Below are 21222 nucleotides of genomic sequence, written 5' to 3' on the forward strand. Positions count from 1 at the left end.
TTATTTTATGATTCTCACCGCTGCATTGTCAGTAAGATTGATTTGTCCACTGGTCACGATCACGTCACCCTCTGAAAGACCGTTGGTAACCTGAACCTTATCGCCATAATTTATACCTGTCTTAATGGTAGTAAGATGTGCGATACTATCTTTTACAAGAAATATTTTATTATCACTTACACTACCAACAAATGCTTTTCTTGGGATAGTCAAAATGTTATCCAGCCCTGCTTCGTTAAACACTGCAGTAGCATACATTCCTGCTCTTAAATTTCCTCCGGAATTGTCCACAGTAATTTCCACAGGAAACTTAAGGGCTCCATTAGAGGCAGGCGCAATGAAACTGATCTTCCCACTAATGGTATCTTTGGTCACGCTGGGTACCATTTTTACAATGTCGCCCCTTTGTAACTGGCTTACCAAAGCTTCATCTACCTCTACGCGTAATTTAAGGGAAGAAATATCCACTACTTCTAGGATTGGATTGCCCGGAGCTACAACCATTCCTACTTCCACCATTTTTTCATTTACAATTCCGCTGATTTTGGAGCGGATGTTGGTGTCTCCGGAGCTTATTTGTGCAGATTGATACTGTGCTCTCGCATTTTCTACCTGCAACCTCGCCTGGTCCAGTTGTGCTGCGGTTACACCTCCTGTTTTAAAGGCTGCTTCGAACCTATTCAAACTGGAAATGGCATTATCAAGATTGGCTTTTGCATTAGTCACGTTTACATTAGTCTTATCACCAGAAAGCTTTGCTACAACCTGTCCCTCTTTGACCCGGCTTCCTTCCTCAACATAAATTGCCACAACCTGTCCATTCATTTCGGCTGAAATCTGCACCCTTGTCTGAGGTTCATAAGTACCATTTACAGTGAACATTCCACTAAGGCTTTCTTTTTGAACGGTGGCAGTTCTTACAGCTACTTCTGAATTTTTCTGAGCAACTATTTCCAGTTCTTCTTCATTGTTTTTTTTATTGTTTTGCAGGATCAGGAAGAAAGCTACGGCGACGCCGATTAGCACTACAATGGTTATGATTGTTTTCTTTTTCATCTTAAAGCTTATTTTCTTTTAGTATTTCTAGTTTCCCCTGTGACTTTAATAGCTCCACTTCGGCTAATTTATAATCAAGGCGGGCATTGGTTAGGTTATTTTTTGCTTCGGCGAGATCCCTTTCAGCATCAAGCATGTCATTTAAGCTTGCCAGTCCCAATTCATAATTGTTTTGGCTGTCTTCGAGCACTCCCTGCGCAAGCTCTACATTTTCTACCTGGGTTTCGATCGTGAGAAAACTGTTCTCTAGCTGTGCCACAGCATTGCTGTAGGCCAGTTGTAACGCAAGTTCTGTTTCCTGGAAATCTGCCTGCGCCTTTTCAATGTCGATCTGGTTTTGTTTTACCTTGGATTTGGTAGCAAAACCGTTAAAAATGGGAATTCTGATGTTAATTCCAACAGATGCAAGATCCGACCAGAAAACGCCTTTATCTTCACCGTTCCAAAGGGGTACCTCATCACCCTGGCCAAGCCAGCCATAATTAGCGGAAAGAGATGCCGAAGGATAATATTCGGCAAGGGTCGCTTTTTTCTGCCAGTTTAAAAGCTCGATCTGCTTTGCCAACAATTGAAGCTCTGTTCTTTCAGTCATTTCCAGACTTTCATTGGGGAGCAATGAAGGCTGAAAATTTTGTTCTGGTAGTTTTATTTCCTGACTAATAGACATCCCGATCATAAATTTCAAGGTATTTTCACTCAGCTCAACGGCATTAATCATCCGCTGCCTGTTTGCGATAAGATTATTCAATGCTACTTTACTTCTGTCATAATCAATCTTTTTTGCCAGTCCGGTTTCATAAAGGCCTTTTACGATTTCAACAGTTTGCTCTGTTAGCTCCAGATTGCTCTCCAAATTTTCAAGCATTTGCAGGGTTTGATATACCTGGTAATATGCAGTTGCAACCTTTTCAATAATTTCTTCGTTCGTAAGCTGTGCATTCAGTTGATAAAATTCCTTTGTGGATTTAGCCGCTTTAAGGCCGGTAAATACCGCCTGGTCAAACAGTGTTTGCGTCAACTGCGCCGTGGCAGTCGAGTTCCATTTTCTTCCAAATGCCACAGCTATATCTTCGCCCGGCCTTCCAAAGAATTCCCCGGGCAGGATATTCTCCTGCAAAAGAGGATTATAAGATGTATTTGCACTTCCGTTAAGATGTGGCAGTGCGTTAGATCTTACTTCGGCGATTTGCGCATTGGCCTTAATAATATCCAGACGTGCTTTTTCTGCTTCGGCTTTATGATCTAAAGCATAAGAAACAGCCTCTGGCAGGCTTAAAATAACTGGTTCCTGCCCAGAAGTAAGGCTCGTTACCAGAAGAAAACATATCAGTATTTTTTTCATTTAAACTTTATTTTTAATTTCTGCTTTTCTGAAATCAGGCGCAAAGGTAAACAAAGGAAACTATGATACAAAAATAGTTTTATTGTTTTTTTAAATTAGTCTCCAAGTAAAAATGAAAATTTTTTTTTAATGGTGGAATGCCCCACTAGAACCGGTTGTTTTCGTTCTGATCAAATAGGATCATGTCAATTAAAAATGAAGAAATTTATGCCTATGATTTAAAAGGAAGTCATGTACTGACCCAAGATCATTTCTACTATATGATACAAACGATCTCATATATGATCGGGATCCAATAGCATCTGTCATACGTCAGGACGCTGTAGGAAACAGGTGTCTGAGCTGGTAGTCGACCTATCATTATCACCAAAAATTGTACAATGTTACTAGTTTAGTTAAGTTATCTGTAAGCTTCATTGATGAATTTCAAAAGAGATCTGGCTTTTCCTTTTGATATGGAAGGTATCAGTGGATTAACCTATAACGAAGAGAAAAAAGCATTCTGTTTTCGTTTATTTTCAGTTCCTATGAAAACCTACTTAGGAAAAGATTACACCGATAAACGTAGATTGCTAGAGCGGTTAGTAGCAGGCGAAACTAAGCTATGCGCCTCGCAGATTCAACTGAAAGATAATAAAACCTATTTACTGGCGGTTTTTGAAATTGAAAAGGAAAGGCATACCCTGAAACCGGATGTTATTGCCCAGGCTTCTTTATCCCTTGAATACCCGATTGTTGTAAAAATCGGAATGACAAAACTTAGCATTGGTACCAGGGAAGAGTTTTTATATCGGAGGTTAGCCATACAGGCTGCACGGAAAAGGGCAGAGGCAGGAGCTACTTTTTCCAGATCAGGACAAGGACGTAAAAGAAAAACAAAAGCAGTGCAAAGATTCCATGAAAAGGAAAAGAATTATGTTAGTCATCGCCTCCACCTATACAGCCGGAAATTAATTGATTTCTGTGTGAAACACCAAGCAGGAACGCTAATTTTAATAAACCAGGAAAATAAGATAGGCATTGCCAAAGAGGAGGAATTTGTCCTAGAAATTGGAGTTATTATGAGCTGACCACTAAAATAAAATACAAGGCTGAGAAAGCCGGGATTGAACTTATTATAGATTAAAGTTTTGGTTATGAGGGTGCTTGTACACCCGTAATGTGAGGCATTAGTTGCACTCACTAAATGCGTAAAGCATATACAACGGCGTGGGCTTTCTTATTTTATTTTCTTCGTGCATGGAACCTTTTTACAAATTCCATCTGGTTCTGGAACAAACACAAATATTTATTTTACGAGGAAGTCACAATTTATGGCCCCATATCTCCCATAACTAACCTTGCGCGTGGTTCCTGTGCTGTTTTTATAGTGTACGGAAAGTTAAGCGTAAAGTAAAAACAGCATAGGGGGCATACTTACTTATGCCACTGTTCCAGCCAATTGCAATAACCTTCTTTTATTTCCAGATTTTCCGAGAAAAAGATTTGATAGGATTCAAGTTTTGATTCAGAAATAGTTCGATAGATCCGAAATTTCTCTCCTTCGGTTATTTTGGAAGAGTAAATAAAATATCCCAATCCGGATAAAAGCAGGATCAGAATACTCCCAAATAACACAAGAATATAGTTGGGGATCAGACTGGCTCTTTCCAACTGGATATTGATATCTCTAAATAATTCATTTTTTAATTCATCAGCCTCTTCCTGTTTTTGAAGAAAGCTCTTTAGATTCTCATCAATAGCAGCTTTACTGATAGGAATACTCATTTTATTGAGCTTTTTGGATAATAAATCCAGTTTTAAAATAGAAACTTTAAAATCGGCCATTTCATCAGCCATCAGTTCCATGATCTCATCTAGTTTTTTCATACTCATTAATATTTAGTAGCCCATTCCCATACCCATACCGGTATCAAGTCCTCGCTTGATCACCTGTTTAGCCAGATCTTTAGCTATTTTACTGGCCATGTTTGTGCTAAGTTGTACGGTGTTATTCACCAGCTTTAAAGTCTTAGGTACTTCCCTGAGTTTACTGTAACAATTATTCTGAGAAATTTCTGCGATTAGTTTACTACCACTCATGGACCGGTGGACCTCACTTCCTTTTAAATTGGCGCCCTGATATTCGAACCGGAAGCCCTGCAGCTGATTGGATTTGTTGATACTGGGAATGACCTTTACATTACGTGCATTCATTTTTTGTATGTACTCATCCAGGGTTTTGGGCCTTGATTCCAGAACTTTGTTATGGATATGTTTAATGGCCAGTCGCTGCCATTTTAACTCCTGTAGCTTTCCCTGTTGTACTTCTCTTACCCGGGTTAGCCCTAATTGTTTGGCTACATTATCTGCGGCGATCTGACTTCGTTTTCCTATAAAGCTATCTTTATAAACTTCCCCTTTTAAGCTGATACGATTTGCATAGATGTGAATATGGGTATGTTCCTTGTCTTTATGGACAAAACCAATGGCCTGATTATTCTGGAGATTCATTTCCTTTATAAATCCCTGGGCAATCTTTTCTAAATCCTGGTGGCTTAATTCCTTCCCGTCTTTGATGGTTGGACTTACTATAAAACTCAGGGTATTTTTAGTACAGCGGTCATTTTGAGATTGAATGATCTTAAACTCATCGGTGATCTGCCCGGGCGTATCACCGGCCAGGTGTTGTTTGAGAACTACTTCTGCTTCTTTTTCCTGATTCCATCCATAGTCGAGGGAAGCCTTGGTGCTTGCTATAGACTGTCCTTTGCCAATCATTTTTTAAAGTTTTGAAGGTGCGTTCTAATTTCTTCAGCGAGATCTTCAACATTTTTCGCCAGCCGGGGATCACTTTTTTTAAACATATTACTGATTCGCATAAAATTGTTTTTATACTGGATCAGTAGCTGGTAGCATTCTACTTGTTCCGGAGTTAATCGTTCCACGATATTGATTTTAAAAGCGGTAGCCCGGAGATATTCTGAAAGGGAGATTCCTGCCCGGGCCGCTCTTTTTTTGAGTAGCTTTTTCTCGTAGATCGAGCAGCGTATCTGGATGTATTCCCGTTTCATTTTTAATATTTATTTTCTTTGCAACCTCCGGGCGCAAAGCAAGATTGTCATGACAATGACACATCTTGCTTTGCTACTCAAAACGATTTATGGCCACTGTAAATCGACTACCCACAAGCTAGTTTTTCATTAAGGTCTTTATAGTTTTTATAGCGATTACTCTGGTCTTTTAAGTGGGGATAATACTGAAATAATTTCTTTGCGTTTTTCTTCCCGGATTGATCATTATCCAGGTAGAGATCAACCGACGTATAGTTTTTGAAATAGGATGTTATCTGTTGTAAAAATGAAAGCGAGTTTAAAACGATGATATCCGAACCATTTAATTCCTCCGGATATATTTCAGCAATGGATAATAGATCAAACATTCCTTCACAGACGACCAGGTTATCATTTTCATTCTGGAGGTAGGTATAGCTTTTAGGAGAACTGGAAGTTTTAAAATAGAGACTGCGCAGTTCCCAGCCACCATCCTTATTTTGAAGTCCGATGGCATAATAAGATTTTCCCCGGCATTCGTACCAGACTTCCTTACAGTAGCTTCTGGCAACTTCAAGGGAAATACCTCTAGATCTTACATACTTCTTTAGGTAGCTCTTGGTGATCGGTTTTACTTGTATGATGGTATTACCGCATTCCTTTTCTGAAGTATCGGTTATAGTACCCTGGAAGCTAAATACAGGCAATTCATCCGAGAGAAACTGCAGTGCTTCTCCAACGCTGCAATTTGATAGTAGACACACCAGATCAATGATATTCCCACCTTCACCAATTCCGAAGTCATACCATCGGTTCAGTTTTAAAGACACTTTGAAAGAGGCCTGTGTTTCTGACCGAAGGGGACTCAGAAACCAGGCTTCTTTCTCCGTTTTCCTACTGGGGAAGTGGCCCAATTTTGCGAGGGTTTCCACGATGCAAATATTGCGGGCTCTTTCACAGGTTAGTTTTTGAAGTTTCATTTTTCTATAATTTTAGTTACCTACTTACCTTTTCCAGTCATAGCAAGGCTTTTCAAATAAAAATGCTAGTTACCTTTAGTTACCTATCTTACCTAAATTCCAGGTTTTAGGTAACTTAGGTAAGATGAATTAAGTTTTACTTACCTGGTCTTAAGCCTTGTCATAAAAGGGATGATCTAACTTTAGGTAAGTAGGTAAGTAGTATTTATGTTATTTCCCAAGGGCTCGATGTAAACAATTGTTTTGTCAAGAAACCATAGACCTGTCGTTTAGGGTGTTTCACTCGTTGAAAGTTCAAAGCATTCAGAGCTCTGCCGATAAAAACTACATTCAATCTTATATTGAGGCATGAAAGTTTAGCTAGAATTTCGGAAGAGGTATGAAAATCTTTTATATCCTGGCTCGGTTCAAAATATTTGGTGATTAATTCTTCTTCCGTAGATAACTGACGAAACTCGCGATTTCTTTCTTCGTTTTCCTCAATATCTTTTAGAGTTAGTTCCGGAGAAAAATCAGGATCAGAATAGGCCAAATGATATGCCTGTGACCAAATCTGGTTAACCTGAATTTCCTTGGAATAATTAAAATCAATTTTCCTAAGAAGTTTAAAGCATAACCAACGGACAGAACCTGTTTCGTCATTCAGGAAATTAGCCTGATTGGTTGAACCAATAAATGAACAGGTCCTAGATAGCGTTGAATTTTTTCTGTCATAAGGCAATCGTTCATTTATGAATGTTTTAGAAAAATATGCTTTAAGACTATTTATGTCTTTTTTGTTTAGCATGGAAAGTTCATCGAGGTTAATAATAAAATTTCGGGTTAACTGAATTCGGGCATCTTTATCATTACTAATGTCTTCTGCTATATATTTAGAGAGAGGGGGAGGACATATAAAGCGACACCAGGTTGATTTGCCTGAATTCTGTTGGTTGTGGACTAAAACTAGACATTGTTTATTAAAATAACTTTCCTCCAGGGCACATCGAATAGTTCTAACCAACCATTTTTTAAAATGATAGGCAAAACTATCAGAATCCTGAACTGGAACATAGGAACATAATTTGGAAATATAATCTTGGCCATCCCAGTCTTCTAATTCTTCAAAATATTTACTAATAGGATTAAAATGCGGAACAACATAGGATCTTAGAAAGATCTCAAGTTTATTGGGAGGAACCTCAATATTACATTTGGCCAATTCAATAAGAACTGAATTAACTTCAAGTTCTTCCCAGTTTTTAGAATTTTTCAGGGAGATTTGAAAATCCTGGCTTATCTCATTATATCGAATTTGGTATTTATCAAATAAATATTCCTCCATATAATCGTAAATGGTTTTCTTCTTGGGATTCTCGACCATATAGATATTTGGTGGTTTACTGTCCATAACTGATCAAGAAAATTATCTCCTGTTTCGGAAAGTATAGTTAAGCGCTTCCTGTTGAATTTCAGCTTTTGATTTACTGGGACTGGATAGCAGCCATTCATCCAGTTTTTCTCTTGAGAAGTAAATCATTTTACCACGAGGTTTTGAAAATGGAATGTCTCCGTTGGCAGTTAGTTTATACAGGTAGCTACGTGAGATACCAGTATACTCCGCAGCCTCTTCAATGGTTAACACATTCTTATTGGCGCGAACCATATTTTCTATTCGGTCAAGTTTTTCAAGTATTTGTAATGAGTCCATGATTAAAGTGTTATTAGTTAGAGATTGATTTTCGCTTTATGAGCGATTCATGGAGCCAAACTAGCAAGTGAAATAAAAGGGAAGGTGTGCTATGCGTGCTGGGTATACAAATCTATTTGAATGGTATGTAAGAGAAAATATGTGGCAGGAGGATAATAGGGATAATGGAGTTCGTATATTTATGAAAAAGAAAGACCTTCCTTAAAACATTGCATTCTAATAGTGAAAAATATACCATAATGTAGTTTATTTATATCATAATATATATATTTGATGCAAATAAGCGACATATGAATTCTAAAAAAGCATTAATTCTTCCGAGATATCAAAAGATATTCGCAGGATTAGGAGAAAATATTAAGCTTGCTCGTAAACGCAGAAAACTAACTGCTGAACAGGTGGCTGAACGAGCGGGCATCCATCGTGCAACATTACATAGAGTAGAAAAGGGAGATCCTTCCGTTGCAATAGGTATCTATTTTAATGTACTGAAAGTATTAAATCTTGAAAAGGATTTTGCTAATCTGGCAAATGATGATAAACTTGGTCGTAAACTTCAGGACCTTGATTTACTCTAAATTATGCCGGAAGGAAAAATCAATATATACGTGTATGCCGACTGGAAAGGACTAGAAGCTCCCACCGAGATCGGAGTACTTTCAACACAATTTGCTAAAGGCAAAAAGGCATTCAGCTTTGAGTACAACAAAGATTGGTTGAAGCGCAATTCTTATCAATTACTGGACCCTGAAATTAATTTTTTTTCCGGGCCTCAGTATCCGACAGATAAAGAAAATTTTGGAGTTTTCTTAGATAGTATGCCCGATACATGGGGTAAAACTTTGATGAAGAGGAGGGCGGCACAGGAGGCCAGATCTAGAAATGAAAAAATACCCAAACTCTATGAAATTGATTACTTGTTAGGTGTTTATGATGAAAGTAGAATGGGGGCTTTACGATTTAAGACCGATAGGAAGGGACCATTTTTAGATAACGATACTAAGAATCCAACTCCGCCGTGGTCCTCTTTGGGCGATCTGCAGGAGGCGGTAAATCACATAGAAAGTGATTCTGAAACTAATACTATCAGACAATGGCTTGCTGTACTGATTGCTCCAGGATCTTCTCTTGGCGGTGCCAGACCAAAGGCCAATGTATTAGGGAAAAATGGAGATCTTTGGATTGCAAAATTTCCTTCTAAAACGGATACAATTGACAAGGGGGCATGGGAATTCCTAACATATAGACTAGCCCTTGATTGTGGGATAGAAATGGCAGAATCGAAAATTGAAAAAATTACAGGACCTTACCATACATTTTTGACAAAGAGGTTCGATCGTGAAGACGGACAAAGAATTCATTTTTCTTCAGCAATGACAATGACCGGTAATACCGAAGAATCTTTAAAAAATGTTAGTCCAAGTTATCTTGATATCGTTGATGTAATTGAAAATTATGGTATTAATGTGGAGGAGAATTTACATCAATTATGGCGCCGTTTAATTTTTAATATCGCTGTATCAAATACTGATGATCATTTAAGAAATCACGGCTTTATAATGAATGAAAAAGGATGGGAGTTATCACCGGCTTATGATATAAATCCTTCTGTGGAAAAGGATGGACTAGCATTGAATATCGATGCAGACGACAATGCACTCGATTTAGATCTAGCCATAGGCGTTGGAGAATATTTTCGTTTAGGGGAAGATGATATGAATCAGATTATTGAAGAAATTTTATCTGTAATAAGTAATTGGAAACACTATGCAAAAAAGATTGGTATTGCCCAGAAAGAGCAATTAATTATGGAACCCGCTTTCAAAGTGGAACTATAAAAAGCCTTTATTTAAACTTCTGAAAAATGGCTTCTAATGCTTCATGTTGCTTAGAAATAGGAGAGCGGGTAGGAGCATTTTTCAACGTGTTATAATTGTATTTCTTGCCATCAGGTCTAATAAGTAATCCAGAGGTAACAAATAGATTTTTCAAGGTTATTGAATTGTGTGGAAATGTTTTAATTAGGTGATCATAAAATTCTCTGCAACTAGGACCGTCCATTTTTAAATGAATTCTCGAGCGTTTATTACCCCAATCCTCTAGTAAAACGTTTTTAAAATCTAGTAGGGAAGTTGCTTCCTGGTCAATTAAATCAAAGCGTACCATTTCATTATATAATTGAGTTAAATGAATATCCGAAATGGATAGATTGAAATTATTTGGAGACTTATCCGAATTAGAGATTATTTTTTTTAAGAAAGAAGATTTAAAATTTTCTCTCCAGGAAGTAAGGCAGAAATATAATCCTAGCAAATAGACTAATACTATTATAAGCTGGACGGCCAAATTTGAAGTTTGATTTGAATGATGAAAATTAGACATCAAATGCATAAAACTTAGTCCAGTAAAATGAAATAATAATCTTGGTTTTTCTACTGAATTGACTAAGCTTAAATTTTCATTTAAAAAGTGTGAATAAATTACGGGGAGATAATGAATAGCTAAACGACTATAGACGTATATAAATGCAAAGAAAGATAGATATGTAATTATATCAAAATTCATAATCCATTTGTAACTCTGGAATTAAATAGGCTGCTTCTTTTTTCTTTTTGTCTACGATTTTAGCATATACCTGAGTGGTTCTTATTTCTTTATGGCCGAGTACTTTTGAAACCGTATAAATATCTGCTCCGTTTTCAAGTAATAGTACTGCATGAGTATGTCTGGCGCTATGAAAGGTAATATGCTTGGTAATACCGGCCCGCATGCACCACCTTAGAATTTCTGCATTAAAATGTGCACCATACTTCAAACCTTGAAAAACCCGATCATTTTCTTTTCTTCTTTTTCCTAGTAAATTCCTGGCCTGACCTGAAATATACTGGTATTCCTGACCGGCAGTCTTTTTCTGTTTAAAAATAAGTCGGGAGCCTTCATCTTCATCTCGAACTTCGGCCCAGTTCAATTTATTAATATCGCTCCATCTTAAACCGGTTAAGCAGCTGAATAGAAATGCATTTTTTAGTATTTGATGTTTACATCTGGCTTTAGCAAGCCCCTGTAATTCTTCATGAGTTAAATACTCTCGGGAGGTTTCACCCTGGGCATATCCTTTGACCGTGGCAGCGAAATTTCTTCGCGTATAGCCATCATTAAAAGCTTGCCGTAAAGCTGCTTTAAATTTATTGTAATAAGTATACTTTGAGTTTTGAGATAGAGGAGTATTCGATTTTGTTCGGGATTTATGATTTAAAAACTTTTTGAAGCCTAGAACAAAATCTTCATCAACATCTTCAAATGTTATTTTTCTCTTACCTATATAATCCTCAAGGTGATTTTGAGCAGCATCCCAATTGTCGTAATTACCTTTGCTTTCATAACGATCCTCTTTAAGTTTATCATAATAAGTGATAAAGAGTAGTCTATCCTTATTTTTATCTTTTATACCATATTTGCCTTGTGCATATTCAGCCTTACGGATTGATAGCACCTGCTCGGCTCTCAACAGGACCTCAGCATTTTCTTGGCGTTCTTTAGTTGTCTTTGGTTCAATAATAAGGTATTCTTTTAAATATTCAAATTCCCTATTATGTTCAATCTTACCTTTATCATTCTGGATGAAGCCTTTATAATATTCAATATAAAGGCTATACTTTCCAGTCTTTAATTTTTTCTTTTTGAGTTTGATTTTCATAACTGGTTAATTTCTATAAATATAAGAAAAATAAATATTGAGGTGTAAAAAAATACACCTCATTGATGAAATTTAACAACGAGGTGTAAATTAAGTGTAAAGAAAGGTGTAAAAAGAAATTAGATTCGGAAAATATGAAAATAAAATAGAGGCTCTTAAGCCTCTATTTTAGTATTATTTGGTGTTATTTGATGTCATTTGGTATCAAATAAAATCTTCTGTTTATTTTCCAATACAAAAATTCGCGAAAATATTCCCGAGAAGATCATCGTTTGTGATCTCACCTGTGATCTCACCAAAATGATGCAGAGCCTGGCGGATATCGATTGCCAGTAGGTCTCCGGAAAGATCGGCGTTTAACCCGTCTTCTACCTTATTGATTTCTTCCAGGGCTTTTAGAAGGGCTGCATAGTGTCTTGAATTGGTTACTATAGTGTCACTATTGCGAAGTGCTCCGGTATTTACAAATTCCAGTAATCTGTCTTTTAATTCCTCAACTCCAAGATTGGTTTTTGCAGATAATAAGAGAAATTCAGCCCTTTCTGCATGACTGGAAATATCTTCCAGCTTTACTTTTAAGTTCTCGACTTCTTCAGGGGCAAGTCGGTCGGTTTTATTGGCGATGATCAATAATGGTTTCTGTGGAAATTTGTTCTTGATCTTTTCAATTTCAATTCTAACCTCCTGAAGCCTTTCTCTGTTTACCGCGATCTGTGAACTGTCTACCAGGTATACTACAACCTGTGCCTGGCTTATCTTTTCAAATGTCTTTTTGATCCCGATGCTTTCCACCACATCTTTGGTTTCCCTAATCCCAGCGGTATCTATAAACCTGAATCCAACTCCTCCAATACTCATTTCATCTTCAATTGTATCTCTAGTAGTTCCGGCAATATCAGAAACAATCGCTCTTTCCTCGTTCAGCAATGCATTCAATAAGGTCGATTTTCCAACATTCGGTTCACCCACAATAGCCACGGGAATTCCGTTTTTCAGCACGTTTCCTGTTGCGAATGAATCGATCAGTCTTTTTAGAACTGTCTGGATTCTGGAAACCAGATCTCTGAATTGATCTCTATTGGCAAATTCTACATCTTCTTCGGCAAAATCAAGTTCGAGTTCGATCAGGGATGCGAAATTCAATAATTCTTCACGTAACTTCTGAATTTCATTTGAAAAACCACCGCGCATCTGTTGCATGGCCATCTGGTGAGAAGCGGCATTTTCAGAATTTATAAGATCGGCCACAGCTTCTGCCTGGCTAAGGTCCATTTTTGCATTCAGGAATGCCCGTAGGGTGAATTCCCCGGCTTCGGCTGAACGACATCCTTTTCTGATCAATAATTGAATGATCTCCTGCTGAATATAAGGACTCCCATGACAGGATAATTCCACAGTTTCCTCACCGGTATAGGATTTTGGAGCACGAAAAACGGAAGCCAGAACTTCATCTATAGTCCTTTCGCCATCCATTATATTTCCCAGGTGCAGGGTATGAGTAGGTTGCTCGGCAAGATCTTTTTTGCTTTTCGCTTTAAAAAGCGGAGCAACAATTTTGAGGGCCTCGGGTCCAGAAACCCTTATAATAGCAATAGCACCGGCACCTGAAGGCGTGGCAAGAGCAACAATAGTATCATTCAATTTCATGTGGCAAATTTATAAAAGAAATCATTCCTAAGCCTAATTCTGTAACAAAGCTGATTTTTACTCGTCTTTTATATAGACACCAGCAATAACCATCAAAAAATTAAAAATGAGAGAAGACAAACAAATGTTAGTCATGACGCACCTGAGTCAGTTATTAGACCTGGTTACAGGTATAGGCGGATTTATAGTCCCCCTTATTCTTTGGCTAACTCAAAAAGATAAAGTAGCCGGAATGGATATGCACGGAAAAATGATCCTGAACTTTCAGATAAGTTTGTTTATATATTCCATCATATGTATTCCGCTGATCCTTTTATTCGGATTAGGATTTCTGGGATTGATCATCATAGGATTGATCGCCTTAATTTTACCAATAATAAACGCTTTGAAAGTCAGTAATGGGGAAATGCCCTATTACCCATTGACCATAGAATTTCTGAAATAAGAAAATTAAACAACGTCATTCTGGATTTATTTCAGGATCTCAACTTAGAAGTTATAGAATAGAAGCTAAAACCCCCCGACGCCTCGGCAAAGCTTGACTCAATAAAAATTTAATTAGTTGGTTTTATTCAGTTAGTAAGAAAAAGCCCGTTCAAATAAATGAACGGGCTTTTTTTATAAAAATAAAACTCTCTTAATGCTCCCTTATCTTTGTAATAGTAGGGAAAGTTTTTAGCTGTTAAGCATTACTGGCATTACCAGCATGGTTATTTTTTCTCCTGGATCCAACCCGTCAACCGGAGTTAGAATACCCGCTCTGTTAGGTAAGCTCATTTCAAGCATTACTTCATCTGCAGTTAGGTTGCCCAGCATTTCAATAAGAAACCTTGAGTTGAAACCAATCTGCATATCATCGCCTTGGTATGAACAGGTTAAACGCTCTTCTGCCTTATTGCTGTAATCTACATCTTCTGCAGAAATATTAAGCTCGGCACCAGCGATCTTCAATCTAACCTGGTGAGTGGTTTTATTCGAGAAAATAGAAACCCTTCTTACAGAGCTTAAGAATTGGTTTCTTTCAATCGTCAGTTTATTCGGATTTTCCTTCGGAATTACCGCCTCATAATTTGGGTATTTCCCATCGATCAATCTACAGATCAGCTGAGTTTCGTCAAATGTAAACTTGGCATTGGATTCGTTGTATTCGATCAATACTTCAGATTCACTTCCGGCAAGGATTCCTTTAAGAAGGTTCAAAGGTTTCTTAGGCATGATGAATTCAGCATCCTGATTGGCCTTGATATCTTCTCTGGAATATTTTACAAGTTTATGAGCATCGGTAGCCACGAAAGTAAGTCCGTCTTCCTTGAACTGGAAGAAAACCCCGCTCATTACCGGTCTAAGGTCGTCATTCCCCGAAGCGAAAATAGTCTTGGAAATAGCAGACGCCAGAATATCGGCTTCCACCACCGTGCTGCTTGGATCTTCAAGCTCTACCGGATTTGGGAATTCTTCACCATCGGCATAAGCAAGTGCATATTTACCGTGGTTCGAACTTAGTTCTATGGTATTGTTATCTTCAACTACAAAGGTTAGCGGTTGCTCTGGAAAGGTCTTTAACGTATCTAGAAGTAATTTCGCAGGAACTGCAATTTTACCTTCAGAATCTGATTCTACCTTTAGTTTCGCAGACATCGTGGTTTCAAGATCTGAAGCAGAAACGGTAAGTTCGTCGTGATTAAGATCAAAAAGGAAATTATCTAATATTGGTAATGTATTACTGTTGTTGATTACCCCTCCAAGTATTTGTAGCTGTTTCAGCAGATAGTTGCTGGATACAATAAATTTCATCGGCTTTTATTGATTTATTTTGAATCAATTACAAATATATTTTAATAAGTCAAAAATAACGGGTTGTTCAAAGAGTTTTTATTAACAGACTTGTATTGTGAAAATGATATAAGATGCTGTAAAATAAGGTTTTGAGGATTTAAACCGATTCAAAATTGTTAATATGTGCTTGTTAAAAGCTTCTCCGGATTCTGAGGAAGCTTTACTTTACATATTTCTTCTTTCTATAGAACCTGAAAGAAACTCCAAAAATGATTAATAATAGAAGTGGTCCCGTCAAATTGATCAATTGCCATTGTTCCCTTTGGGCAGCTGTCTTTTCCTTGTCAAGAAAGGCCAGGTTGATCTCTTTGGACCGTATGTTTATTAATCCTGTATCATCAAGCAAATAATTCACGGAATTTAGAAGGAATTCTTTATTCCCATAAGTGTTTCCGGTATATCGCTGAAAGCCCAATTCAAGTGGTTTTCCTGCCTGGATATCATTTTTGATCACATCACCGTCAGAAATTACCAGCATTTTCGACTCCTTACCTTCATCAAGCGGGTTCGAAATTTCAAAAGGCTTTATACGATTTTTATATACAGATTTGAATCTACCTTCCAGTAAAACAGCTAAAGGCTGCTCTCCTGCGTCATAAGTACTTATATCCGGTTTCTCTCCAACCATATTAAGGCTGATCTGCGTAGGTACTCCTTCCAGTTTTGTACGTGGAGAACTGCTTAAAAGAATCGTCTTTTTAATATCGTTGGCCAGCGTATCGATTGGATTTGCATATTCGAATTTTACTGCCTCGATATTGTTTATTATCGGGTGATGGTTCGGCGAACTTGTTAGCGGACTGTAGAACCAGGGATAAGGATTGAACCTGGTGTTATTTCCGTCTCCACTAGCAAGGATGATAGGGGCAGAGTAGAGGTCATTTACAATTTCGGGATTTATGCGAATTCCGTAGGAGAAAAAGTAATCCCCCAGATTGAGATTTCTCGGTAGGGCAATAGCTGTTCCTCTTTCATTGAAAAGACTATCTGTTTCCATGTTAGTAGTTTCAGCTAGCCAAAGCATTTTGCCACCATTCATTAGATATTGATCCAGCACGTATTTTTCATTTTCAGAATATGGCTGTGTTGGTTTGGGTTCCAGTACGAGGTCGTATTCCTTGAGATCTGCAAGTGTTTTTTCGGGATTGGTAGCAGCGGAATCCAGGGTGAAGGGAGCCATAAAGTAATACTCCTGGATAGTCTTGATGAAATCGGCGATCTTGGCATCCGGTAGTTCTCCACTCCCACGCATCACCGCGATCTTCTTTTCACGGGGATAGATCAGTTTGCTTAAACCGTCCGACAGCGAATATTCCAGTTGCTGTACCGAAGCGTTTACGCGTTCCTCATCGGTTGCTCCGATCTGATTTTTTAGCAGCGGAATTTTAACCGTTTTATCGCCATAATTTGCGATTGCCCACGGGAAAATAATGCTTTCACTATTCTTGCCATTTTCCTGAACATTCAGTCTTGCTGGGGTCATTCCCATTTTATAGAATTCTTCGGCAATGGCGTTGGCATCATCGCCTTCTTCAAGCGGATTTACAAAATTGAATTTGATATTCCGGTTATAGGCTGAAAATTCTTCCAGCATTTGCCGGGTCTCATTTCTCAGTCTTCTGAATTCCGATGGAAAACTACCTTCAAGAAAAACATCAAAAATAACGGGTTGTTCTACATCGGCAACAATTTCTTTAGCTGCAGGCGAGAGACTATATCTCTGGTCCTGGGTAAGATCAAAACGTAAATAGAATTCTGAAGCAAGAAAATTCACGGCTACAAGAATAACCAGTAAGATCAAAAGTGATTTTATCTTATTTGATTTTCTCATTATCGCCGGTTCTTAGTTGCTGAAAGATTGATTTCAGTCAGTTTCAGGAAAAGAAAAATCAAACTCAGGAAATATATAATGTCACGTGTGTCTATAACACCGCGGCTTATACTTTTATAATGAAAACTGATACCGAAGGATTCCAGGATATAGCTGGAGGCACCAAAAATATTAGTTTCTGCCAGTCCTTCGAATGCGTAATAGGAAATAAAGCAAAGAAATACTCCGAGTAAGAATGAAACGATCTGGTTGGAGGATAAGCTCGATGCGAATATCCCAATTGCCGCATAACAGGCGCCTAGAAAGATTAATCCGATATAAGAACCAATGGTCGCACCAACATCAAAATTTCCAACAGGTCTGCCCAACTGACTAATAGTTAAAACATAAAGCAGGGTTGGAATTATAGCCAGAATAACTAATACAACAACTCCCAAATATTTTCCGGTAATAAGCTTCCAAAGCCCTATTGGTTTTGTAAGCAGTATTTCCATGGTACCCATTCGCTTTTCATCAGCAAAACTTTTCATGGAGATGGCCGGTATCAGGAATAGAAAGATCCATGGAGCCAGGTTAAAAAATGGTTTAAGATCTGCAAAACCGCTATCCAGAATATTATATCCGCCAGAAAAAATGAAAAGAAAAAATCCGCACGCAATAAGGAATAACCCAATTACGAGATAACCTGTAAGGGAAGAAAAGAAGGATTGTATTTCTTTATTCAGTATTGCAAGCATACTAGTCCAGCGTAACTAATTTATCAACACTCCAGGCTTCAGGTTTTTCATTGAAAAAAACTTTCGTTTTTGCCCAGACATTTTTAAAGAGTTCAGAATTTCTATAGTTTTCAAGGGATTCTTCATCTTTCCAGTATGAATACGTGAAAAACTGGTTTGTATTGTCTTTTCCCCGATAGAGTTCTAAAAACAGGCAGCCTTCAAATCCTCTTATTTTAGCCTTATTCTCTTCGAAATTAGCCAGGAATTCATCGATCTTCTCCGGTTGAAAGCCCATTTTTACTATTCTTACAAACATCTATTCAAAATTTACAGTTATGGTATCTAGGTATTCAAGCCCAAAAAGACTTGCTGCACTTCCCACAGTACTTGGATTACTTTTATACATGGCCAGTTCTATGTATCCTGCCGAATTAAAAACAGCCAGTTTTTTACCATCTTCTTCTTTTCGTTTTTCTTTCTCTACATCAAAATTAATAGCATGACTGTAGGTCTCGTAGATCACATTAAAATTAACCGTCCTGGCACTTATTTTAAAAGCTCGTCCCTTCCCAACGGTTTCAAAAAGTTTTCTGGAAATATTTGTGATCACATTTCCGTAGTTATCAATATATATTACATGACCTAAAATCTGATTCTTATCTGAATTGATAATTGGTTCAAACTGTTTGAGATACTTGATCTGGCTTACACTTTTACCTATCACTTCCAGGGTACCGCCACGTGCGATATGGCAGGCCACTTTTACAAATACATCCAGGACAGGAAAATTAGTCTGAATTTTATCATGTATGTTGATCTCAACGATCTTTTCAGGTCTTATTTCTGAAGCTAGTAAAGAAAGGATTCCATTATTAGCACAGATAAAGTAATGTTCATCCAGTTTAACCGCTAAATGTTTATTCTCTGGAGTAAGTTCAGAATCTATTCCGATTATATGAATGCTGCCCTTTGGAAAACTCTTATAGGCGTTTTTAATAATGTAAGCAGCCTCGCTAATATGAAATGGAGAAACAGAATGTGAAATATCAACAATTCTAACATCACTTAATTCGCTATAGATAGCTCCTTTAACCGCACCAGCGAAATAATCTTTCTCCCCGAAATCGGTCGTTAAAGTAATGATTGCCATAGGCGATTGTTAATATTTTTTTAATCTGAGACTGGTTATTTTCCTTAAGTTTGTATAGAAGGCGAATATAATTTTATTTTTAGGGATTCGCGCGGACTAAAAGGTAAAAAATACCATAAATTCGGTTTCAAAATTAGGATATTGAAACTCGAAGGACAAATAAAAATGACCTGAAAAATCTACAATGCTACAACTTAAAAACCACAGCTTTTGAACGAACTTCTTATTGAACTCTCAGAAATTAGCCCTCGAGAATTTTTCGGGCAGCAAAATGAACACATAGAACTCTTAAAAAAGTACTTTCCAAAATTAAAGATCGTTGCTAGGGGTAGTAAGATACGCGTCTTTGGAGATGAAGAAATGCTGGAAGAATTCGATAAGCGATTTTCGATGTTGATGGATCATTTTGGGAAATACAACAAACTTGACGAAAATACTATCGAAAGGGTTTTGACCAGTGAGAGCGAAGAAGATTATGAAACTTCAAAGGAAAGTGGAGAAACCATAGTTCATGGAATTAGCGGAAAGGTGATCAAAGCCCAGACCGCCAACCAGAGAAAAATGGTGGAGCTTTCCAAAAAGAATGATTTGGTATTCGCTATTGGACCTGCAGGAACAGGAAAGACCTATACCGGGGTAGCTTTGGCGGTAAAAGCTCTCAAAGAAAAACAGGTGAAAAGGATCATCCTAACCAGGCCTGCGGTAGAAGCAGGGGAGAACCTTGGTTTTCTTCCAGGGGATCTTAAAGAAAAACTGGATCCGTATATGCAGCCTTTATACGATGCCCTAAGGGATATGATCCCTCATGAGAAATTAGAGGTGTTTATTGAAAAAGGGGTTATACAGATCGCGCCGCTGGCTTTTATGCGTGGACGAACATTAGACCATGCTTTTGTGATCCTTGATGAAGCACAGAACACCACTCATGCCCAAATGAAAATGTTCCTTACCAGGATGGGTAAGAATGCGAAATTTATGATCACTGGAGACCCGGGGCAAATAGATCTGCCAAGAAGAGTGATCTCGGGATTAAAGGAAGCGCTACTGGTTCTTAAGGATGTAAAAGGCGTTGGCACAGTTTATCTTGATGATAAAGATGTTATCCGTCACAGATTGGTGAAAAAGATCATTGCCGCATATAAAACTATTGAACACAACGATTAATTATTATAGAATAAACTCTTTATGAGTAATACGATAACCAAAACGAATTTCAATTTTCCCGGTCAGGAATCGGTATATAAAGGTAAAGTGAGGGATGTTTACTCGCTTGAAAATGACCTTTTGGTAATGATAGCATCAGACAGGCTTTCAGCTTTCGACGTGGTAATGCCAAAAGGAATTCCATATAAGGGGCAGATCCTGAATCAGATCGCGACCAAAATGATGGAAAAAACTGCGGATATAGTTCCAAACTGGCTGGAAGCTACACCAGATCCTAATGTGGCCATTGGTAAGAAATGTGAGCCATTTAAGGTCGAAATGGTTATTCGTGGCTATATGTCTGGGCATGCAGCCCGAGAATATAAAGCTGGAAAGAGAGAGTTATGCGGTGTTGCGATGCCTGAAGGGATGAAGGAAAACGATAAGTTTCCAGAACCTATTATAACTCCTGCAACAAAGGCAGAACATGGAGATCATGATGAAGATATTTCCCGTGAGAATATTATTAAAAGAGGAATTGTATCTAAGGAGGATTACCTTAAACTTGAAGAGTATACCAGGAAATTATTTGAACGCGGAACCGAGATCGCAGCAAAACAGGATCTGATTCTTGTAGACACGAAATACGAATTTGGAAAAACTCCTGAAGGAGAAATCGTCCTGATTGATGAGATCCATACTCCAGATTCTTCCAGGTATTTCTATAAAAAGGGATATGAGGAAAGACAGGAAAAGGGTGAAGCTCAGAAGCAGTTGTCCAAAGAATTTGTACGTCAGTGGTTGATATCAAACGGATTCCAGGGTCTGGAGGGGCAAAAAGTACCTGAAATGAGCGATGAGTATATCGAATCTGTTTCTGAAAGATATATTGAGCTTTACGAGAATATCACCGGCGATAAATTTCAAAAGGCTGATGTTTCTCATATCGAAGACAGGATACAAAAGAATGTGGAATCTTATTTAAAAAACCGATAAATTGAATTTATGCTAAGAAAGCAGATGCTATTTTAACAGATTTAGAATATTATTTTGCTTTTAGTTCATAATAACTTTTTTGATTCCTTACGATTTAATATTT

The 21222-nt window shown here is 37.8% G+C and carries 21 protein-coding genes and 1 pseudogene; 6 read left to right on the plus strand and 16 right to left on the minus strand.

Features of this window, described 5'->3' with window-relative positions; translation table 11 throughout:
• Both G3I01_RS11880 and G3I01_RS11885 read right to left on the minus strand, forming a co-directional pair.
• The gene (locus G3I01_RS11880; RefSeq protein ID WP_219548145.1) at positions 1-1056 is read right to left on the minus strand and encodes an efflux RND transporter periplasmic adaptor subunit; all 1056 of its coding nucleotides are present in this window, start codon (positions 1054-1056) and stop codon (positions 1-3) included.
• A gap of 1 nt (position 1057) precedes the next feature.
• Positions 1058-2398, minus strand: coding sequence for a TolC family protein (locus tag G3I01_RS11885; RefSeq protein ID WP_219548147.1), 1341 nt, complete (start codon positions 2396-2398; stop codon positions 1058-1060).
• Positions 2399-2811: 413 nt separating this feature from the next.
• Between G3I01_RS11885 and G3I01_RS11890 the strand changes: the two are divergent.
• Positions 2812-3524, plus strand: a pseudogene (locus G3I01_RS11890) (transposase); the annotation flags it as partial.
• A gap of 290 nt (positions 3525-3814) precedes the next feature.
• Here G3I01_RS11890 and G3I01_RS11895 read toward each other — a convergent pair.
• The 6 genes from G3I01_RS11895 to G3I01_RS11920 form a co-directional block, all read right to left on the minus strand.
• Positions 3815-4267 (minus strand): DUF6730 family protein, encoded by a 453-nt coding sequence (locus tag G3I01_RS11895; RefSeq protein ID WP_219548149.1) that lies wholly within the window; start codon positions 4265-4267, stop codon positions 3815-3817.
• A gap of 12 nt (positions 4268-4279) precedes the next feature.
• Positions 4280-5158 carry a relaxase/mobilization nuclease domain-containing protein gene (locus G3I01_RS11900; RefSeq protein ID WP_219548151.1) on the minus strand — a complete coding sequence of 293 codons (879 nt, stop codon included), beginning with the start codon at positions 5156-5158 and terminating at the stop codon, positions 4280-4282.
• The gene (gene mbpA, locus G3I01_RS11905; RefSeq protein WP_121346091.1) at positions 5155-5451 is read right to left on the minus strand and encodes a mobilization protein MbpA; all 297 of its coding nucleotides are present in this window, start codon (positions 5449-5451) and stop codon (positions 5155-5157) included. The genes G3I01_RS11900 and mbpA overlap by 4 nt, the downstream gene beginning before the upstream one ends.
• Positions 5452-5558: 107 nt before the next feature.
• The gene (locus G3I01_RS11910; protein WP_219548153.1) at positions 5559-6410 is read right to left on the minus strand and encodes a toprim domain-containing protein; all 852 of its coding nucleotides are present in this window, start codon (positions 6408-6410) and stop codon (positions 5559-5561) included.
• A 205-nt stretch (positions 6411-6615) separates the two neighbouring features.
• The gene (locus G3I01_RS11915; RefSeq protein WP_121346089.1) at positions 6616-7800 is read right to left on the minus strand and encodes a VapE domain-containing protein; all 1185 of its coding nucleotides are present in this window, start codon (positions 7798-7800) and stop codon (positions 6616-6618) included.
• Positions 7801-7815: 15 nt separating this feature from the next.
• Positions 7816-8100, minus strand: a complete 285-nt coding sequence (locus tag G3I01_RS11920) for a helix-turn-helix domain-containing protein (protein ID WP_121346088.1) — start codon at positions 8098-8100, stop codon at positions 7816-7818.
• A 290-nt stretch (positions 8101-8390) separates the two neighbouring features.
• Between G3I01_RS11920 and G3I01_RS11925 the strand changes: the two genes are divergently transcribed.
• The gene (locus G3I01_RS11925) at positions 8391-8678 is read left to right on the plus strand and encodes a helix-turn-helix transcriptional regulator (protein WP_121346087.1); all 288 of its coding nucleotides are present in this window, start codon (positions 8391-8393) and stop codon (positions 8676-8678) included.
• A gap of 3 nt (positions 8679-8681) precedes the next feature.
• Positions 8682-9938, plus strand: coding sequence for a HipA domain-containing protein (locus tag G3I01_RS11930; protein ID WP_219548155.1), 1257 nt, complete (start codon positions 8682-8684; stop codon positions 9936-9938).
• 7 nt (positions 9939-9945) lie between these two features.
• Here G3I01_RS11930 and G3I01_RS11935 read toward each other — a convergent pair whose 3' ends face one another.
• The 3 genes from G3I01_RS11935 to mnmE form a co-directional block, all read right to left on the minus strand.
• Positions 9946-10665: a hypothetical protein gene (locus G3I01_RS11935; RefSeq protein ID WP_219548157.1), complete on the minus strand. Its 720-nt coding sequence runs from the start codon at positions 10663-10665 to the stop codon at positions 9946-9948.
• Positions 10655-11797, minus strand: a complete 1143-nt coding sequence (locus G3I01_RS11940; RefSeq protein WP_219548159.1) for a site-specific integrase — start codon at positions 11795-11797, stop codon at positions 10655-10657. The genes G3I01_RS11935 and G3I01_RS11940 overlap by 11 nt, the downstream gene beginning before the upstream one ends.
• Positions 11798-12019: 222 nt before the next feature.
• Positions 12020-13444, minus strand: a complete 1425-nt coding sequence (mnmE, locus tag G3I01_RS11945; RefSeq protein WP_219548161.1) for a tRNA uridine-5-carboxymethylaminomethyl(34) synthesis GTPase MnmE — start codon at positions 13442-13444, stop codon at positions 12020-12022.
• Between the two features lie 106 nt (positions 13445-13550).
• On the opposite strand from mnmE, the gene G3I01_RS11950 reads away from it, so the two are divergent.
• Positions 13551-13889, plus strand: coding sequence for a DUF4870 domain-containing protein (locus G3I01_RS11950; RefSeq protein WP_219548163.1), 339 nt, complete (start codon positions 13551-13553; stop codon positions 13887-13889).
• Positions 13890-14119: 230 nt separating this feature from the next.
• Here the strand turns inward: G3I01_RS11950 and dnaN are convergent, their stop codons facing one another.
• The 5 genes from dnaN to G3I01_RS11975 form a co-directional block, all read right to left on the minus strand.
• Positions 14120-15238, minus strand: coding sequence for a DNA polymerase III subunit beta (gene dnaN / locus G3I01_RS11955; RefSeq protein ID WP_219548165.1), 1119 nt, complete (start codon positions 15236-15238; stop codon positions 14120-14122).
• 202 nt (positions 15239-15440) lie between these two features.
• Positions 15441-17111, minus strand: a complete 1671-nt coding sequence (gldG, locus tag G3I01_RS11960) for a gliding motility-associated ABC transporter substrate-binding protein GldG (protein WP_219548167.1) — start codon at positions 17109-17111, stop codon at positions 15441-15443.
• On the minus strand, positions 17111-17848 hold the full coding sequence (gene gldF, locus G3I01_RS11965) for a gliding motility-associated ABC transporter permease subunit GldF (RefSeq protein WP_219548169.1): 738 nt from the start codon (positions 17846-17848) through the stop codon (positions 17111-17113). Before gldF ends, gldG begins: the two co-directional genes overlap by 1 nt.
• Before the next feature lies 1 nt (position 17849).
• Complete coding sequence (locus G3I01_RS11970) at positions 17850-18146, minus strand: antibiotic biosynthesis monooxygenase family protein (RefSeq protein ID WP_219548171.1); 297 nt, start codon at positions 18144-18146, stop codon at positions 17850-17852.
• Positions 18147-18980, minus strand: a complete 834-nt coding sequence (locus tag G3I01_RS11975; RefSeq protein ID WP_219548173.1) for an SAM-dependent chlorinase/fluorinase — start codon at positions 18978-18980, stop codon at positions 18147-18149.
• Between the two features lie 210 nt (positions 18981-19190).
• Here G3I01_RS11975 and G3I01_RS11980 point away from each other — a divergent pair, with 210 nt between their 5' ends.
• Positions 19191-20144, plus strand: coding sequence for a PhoH family protein (locus tag G3I01_RS11980; RefSeq protein WP_219548175.1), 954 nt, complete (start codon positions 19191-19193; stop codon positions 20142-20144).
• A 21-nt stretch (positions 20145-20165) separates the two neighbouring features.
• The gene (locus G3I01_RS11985; protein ID WP_219548177.1) at positions 20166-21119 is read left to right on the plus strand and encodes a phosphoribosylaminoimidazolesuccinocarboxamide synthase; all 954 of its coding nucleotides are present in this window, start codon (positions 20166-20168) and stop codon (positions 21117-21119) included.
• Positions 21120-21222 lie beyond the last annotated feature (103 nt).

The organism is Gramella sp. MT6, assembly GCF_019357415.1.
Classification (GTDB): Bacteria; Bacteroidota; Bacteroidia; order Flavobacteriales; family Flavobacteriaceae; genus Christiangramia.

Bases quoted from the DNA above. Each gene is read 5' to 3' on its own strand.
- G3I01_RS11880 (WP_219548145.1), bottom strand. From the start codon at position 1,056: ATGAAAAAGAAAACAATCATAACCATTGTAGTGCTAATCGGCGTCGCC.
- G3I01_RS11885 (WP_219548147.1), bottom strand. From the start codon at position 2,398: ATGAAAAAAATACTGATATGTTTTCTTCTGGTAACGAGCCTTACTTCT.
- G3I01_RS11895 (WP_219548149.1), bottom strand. From the start codon at position 4,267: ATGAAAAAACTAGATGAGATCATGGAACTGATGGCTGATGAAATGGCC.
- G3I01_RS11900 (WP_219548151.1), bottom strand. From the start codon at position 5,158: ATGATTGGCAAAGGACAGTCTATAGCAAGCACCAAGGCTTCCCTCGAC.
- mbpA (WP_121346091.1), bottom strand. From the start codon at position 5,451: ATGAAACGGGAATACATCCAGATACGCTGCTCGATCTACGAGAAAAAG.
- G3I01_RS11910 (WP_219548153.1), bottom strand. From the start codon at position 6,410: ATGAAACTTCAAAAACTAACCTGTGAAAGAGCCCGCAATATTTGCATC.
- G3I01_RS11915 (WP_121346089.1), bottom strand. From the start codon at position 7,800: ATGGACAGTAAACCACCAAATATCTATATGGTCGAGAATCCCAAGAAG.
- G3I01_RS11920 (WP_121346088.1), bottom strand. From the start codon at position 8,100: ATGGACTCATTACAAATACTTGAAAAACTTGACCGAATAGAAAATATG.
- G3I01_RS11925 (WP_121346087.1), top strand. From the start codon at position 8,391: ATGAATTCTAAAAAAGCATTAATTCTTCCGAGATATCAAAAGATATTC.
- G3I01_RS11930 (WP_219548155.1), top strand. From the start codon at position 8,682: ATGCCGGAAGGAAAAATCAATATATACGTGTATGCCGACTGGAAAGGA.
- G3I01_RS11935 (WP_219548157.1), bottom strand. From the start codon at position 10,665: ATGAATTTTGATATAATTACATATCTATCTTTCTTTGCATTTATATAC.
- G3I01_RS11940 (WP_219548159.1), bottom strand. From the start codon at position 11,797: ATGAAAATCAAACTCAAAAAGAAAAAATTAAAGACTGGAAAGTATAGC.
- mnmE (WP_219548161.1), bottom strand. From the start codon at position 13,444: ATGAAATTGAATGATACTATTGTTGCTCTTGCCACGCCTTCAGGTGCC.
- G3I01_RS11950 (WP_219548163.1), top strand. From the start codon at position 13,551: ATGAGAGAAGACAAACAAATGTTAGTCATGACGCACCTGAGTCAGTTA.
- dnaN (WP_219548165.1), bottom strand. From the start codon at position 15,238: ATGAAATTTATTGTATCCAGCAACTATCTGCTGAAACAGCTACAAATA.
- gldG (WP_219548167.1), bottom strand. From the start codon at position 17,111: ATGAGAAAATCAAATAAGATAAAATCACTTTTGATCTTACTGGTTATT.
- gldF (WP_219548169.1), bottom strand. From the start codon at position 17,848: ATGCTTGCAATACTGAATAAAGAAATACAATCCTTCTTTTCTTCCCTT.
- G3I01_RS11970 (WP_219548171.1), bottom strand. From the start codon at position 18,146: ATGTTTGTAAGAATAGTAAAAATGGGCTTTCAACCGGAGAAGATCGAT.
- G3I01_RS11975 (WP_219548173.1), bottom strand. From the start codon at position 18,980: ATGGCAATCATTACTTTAACGACCGATTTCGGGGAGAAAGATTATTTC.
- G3I01_RS11985 (WP_219548177.1), top strand. From the start codon at position 20,166: ATGAGTAATACGATAACCAAAACGAATTTCAATTTTCCCGGTCAGGAA.